Source organism: bacterium, from assembly GCA_024226335.1.
Classification (GTDB): domain Bacteria; phylum Myxococcota_A; class UBA9160; order SZUA-336; family SZUA-336; genus JAAELY01.
In genome coordinates, this window is sequence record JAAELY010000126.1 from 1 (window position 1) to 3,161 (window position 3,161).

5 protein-coding genes are annotated in these 3,161 nt (G+C 65.2%); 1 reads left to right on the forward strand and 4 read right to left on the reverse strand.

The window, feature by feature from the left end:
• On the forward strand, positions 1-471 hold a 471-nt coding region (locus GY725_05780), incomplete at its 5' end, for a site-specific integrase (GenBank protein MCP4003687.1).
• 49 nt (positions 472-520) lie between these two features.
• On the opposite strand, the gene GY725_05785 is transcribed toward GY725_05780, so the two are convergent.
• The 4 genes from GY725_05785 to GY725_05800 form a co-directional block, all read right to left on the reverse strand.
• Positions 521-1,177, reverse strand: a complete 657-nt coding sequence (locus tag GY725_05785) for a hypothetical protein (protein MCP4003688.1) — start codon at positions 1,175-1,177, stop codon at positions 521-523.
• A 32-nt stretch (positions 1,178-1,209) separates the two neighbouring features.
• Entirely contained in the window at positions 1,210-1,449 is a 240-nt protein-coding gene (locus GY725_05790) for a hypothetical protein (protein ID MCP4003689.1), read from the reverse strand.
• An 867-nt stretch (positions 1,450-2,316) separates the two neighbouring features.
• Complete coding sequence (locus GY725_05795; protein ID MCP4003690.1) at positions 2,317-2,886, reverse strand: hypothetical protein; 570 nt, start codon at positions 2,884-2,886, stop codon at positions 2,317-2,319.
• The coding region (locus GY725_05800) for a type II and III secretion system protein (protein MCP4003691.1) at positions 2,883-3,161 on the reverse strand (279 nt) is incomplete at its 5' end. The genes GY725_05800 and GY725_05795, both read right to left, overlap by 4 nt.

Consider the following 3,161-nt stretch of genomic DNA (forward strand, 5'->3'; position numbering starts at 1 on the left):
GGACTTCGACGCGGAGAGCTGCTCGCGCTCCGTCGCCGTGACCTCGTGCTGGACGACGACAACCCCGTGGTCACCGTCGCGCACGGGCACGCGAAGAACAGGCGGAACTCGCGCATTCCGTTGCAGGCCGAGGTAGCCGTCGTGCTGCGTAACTTCCTTCTCGATGCGCTACCTGCGTCCCCGGTGTTCCGTGGCGTTGGACATCACTATCGTGCCGCCGAAGTCCTCGATCACGATCTCGACGCGGCTGGCATCCCGCGCGAAACCGAGGTCGGCCGGTGCGACTTCCATTCGTTGCGCGTGTCGTTCGTCACGAGCCTCGCGCGGGCGGGCGTGTCGCTCCCGCATGCCCAGAAGCTGGCGAGGCATTGCTCGCCGACCTTGACGTCGAACATCTACTCGAAGTTCGCCCCGGACGAGGACGCGGCAGCGATCGCGAGGCTGCCGAGCTTGACAAGTGAGGTCGGATAGCTCCAGCACCCACTCCGCGTCCAAAGTCTCGTACGGGGCGAGATCGTCTTCACTCGTCCGGTGACCGATGATTCGTGGCTTCCCCGTCGATCCAGTCCTCTTCCTCGTACGACATGCCTCGCCGCCCGGGGACCTTTCGGGTGGGACCAGCCTTGTAGAGGCCACACGACAGCGGCCCGTAGCAGAAGGTCTCGGTTCGGTACTTCTTCCGGTCCGGTTTCCAATGATCGACAATGATCTCGACGGCCATCCGCGCTCCCCACGTACACGTGGAGCAGCTCGTCTCGTACGTGCGGGCGGCCAGCCGCCGGTGACCGCGCTGGCGATACTCTTCGAGCAGGGGGGCAAGGTGATGCCACGGGGGCGGGTTCCCTGCGGCTCGCTCGTCGCGCTCCAGGCGTAGGGCACTCGTCTTGTAGTACTCGGCTGGTTCCGCGAGGTTCGTGCGCACAGGGACACACTTTCCCGAGACCCGATCGCCGACCCGAAAACCGTGCTTCGCGTGCGCAGCCTTCCCGACTCCGACCGTGAAGTCGCGGTCCTCGTCGGCGATCTTGCCGTCAATGTGCAGCACGTAACCCAGGTACGAGTGCTGGCGCTCATCGAACGAGCGCGTCAACCGAATGCGAGGTTGCACTGACCGGACGACTCCGCTCCACGCGACCTTGATGGGGCCGAACGCTGCCGGGGGGAGTCCTTCCGCCATCATCGCATCGTAGCGAATCGGCCACTCGACATTCAGTCAGTGCGGCCATCGAGCCTGGTCGCCTCCAGTCGCGCCCAGTCTCGCCAACTCTCGTTCGTCGTCTCGATCGCGATGGCGTCGAGCCACCCCTTCAGCCGAGCATCGTCGCGCCTGCTTCGCACGGCCGCTCGCGCGATCCCCTGGATAGCAGGCAGGTACCCCGGCGACACTTCGAGTGCGGTTTCGTACGCCTCGAACGCCTCCTCCAATCGCCCGGAATGATCGAGCGTCAAGGCCAGGTTGACCCGCGGGTCCGGGTCGCCTGGCGACAGCTCGGCCTCATTACGAATCGTGCCCGGAGCTACTGATCACAGCGATTCCGAGATCTCTTTTCGACCCTGGCGGTCGATCCTGAGTTGCCGTGCACCGCTCATCCTTCGCGCGACCCGAGGTGACAAACGTCCCCGGCCTCGGCGTGTACCGGACCACGACGTCGGCACCGCAGGCAGCACACTCGCTGCGGATCGAGCTCATCGCCGTGATCGACCACTCGCCGAGCTGGTGCCCGTTGGCTTGCGCAGTGCGTTCACCGTGGCTCTCTGCTGTAACCGGTGCCGTCATCCGATCGCTCCACCTCTCCAGGTCTCTCGGCCGTGTCCCCGTCCAGGTCTCCTGCTTACAAAACGCATAGGGCGCCAGGTCGCGCGAGGAAAGAGAGAATCTCTCGGGACGATGCCGACGCGCGGCGCGCTTATGACGGTGTGGCAACCATGCCTTGCAGAATCCTGATCCTCGATGACTGACGATCCGGATCAGCAGACGCTCTCGCGGTTCGTCGAGATGGTGACCGCGTTGCTCGGGCATCACTTGGAGCAGCTCCCCGAACCTGACGTTCCGGGGCACGTCAGGTTCCGTTGTTCGGACTGCGGCGCGGTGACGGAATTCTCGATCGCGACAGGCACCGCGAACTGGGGCCAGTCGTTCGTGGAGAAGTGCCCAGGCAGTCCACGCTGAGCGCAGGGGGGCGGGTGCCCAAGAGAGCGAGCCTCGCCATCAGTGTGTAGACGACGAGGCTCGCCGGGGAGAGGGTGGTTGCTGCGGAGATGCCGAGAGAGCTGGACGGCAGATGCTACAACGCGACAGTGTTCCTGGCGACGGGCTCATCTCTTTCCACCTATCGCAGGCTTGGACGCCATGCGGCGCGCCCAGTTGCGCCAGCTCTCGTCCTCCCCGGCCAGGACGATCTCGTCGAGCCACGTGGGCAGCCGTGCGTCGTCGCGTCCTGTTCGCACTGTGAGTCGCGCGATCCCCTGGATCGCAGGTAGGTAGCCGGGGGCGACTTCAAGCGCGGTCTCGTAGGCGTCGAACGCGTCGTTCTCGCGACCCGCGTGGTCGAGGGTCAACGCCAAGTTCACCCGCGGGTCCGGATGACCGGGGAGCAGCTTCCGCGCCCACTCGAACTCGTGGGCAGCCTCGTAGAACTCCTCGCGGCGCAGGAAGATCACGCCGAGGTTGTTGTGGGCCTGGCCGTGGAATATGTCGGCGGTGAGGGCTTCGCGTAGGAGTTCTTCTGCAGCGACTGGATTGGAGATGATGAGATCGGCGGCTTGGCGGGTGAGTTGCTCTGCACGCTGGGTGTCGCGCTCGACCTCCGCGGGTGTCGTGTAGGGACCTGGGGGCGATGACGCGCAGCCGACCGCGAGCACGAAGACTAAGAGTGCTGCTCTCATCGCATGATCCTCGGCTCCAGCACGGGGAGGCCGTCATCGAGCGTGGCTGCGTCAATGTCGTCCTTGCTCAGATACTTGAGGTCCTCGAACCGCTCGTGCTGGAGCACGCTGCAGCGCAGGAAGACAAAGAAGCGGCTCTTGGTGTGGCCGGTCGAAGTGTTGCGGAACAGCGCGCCGAGAATCGGGAGCCTTCCCAGCAAGGGCAGTCGCGACACCGCCTCGGTCTCCGAGTCCACCTCCAATCCGCCGACGACGATCGTGTGACCGTCGGGCAC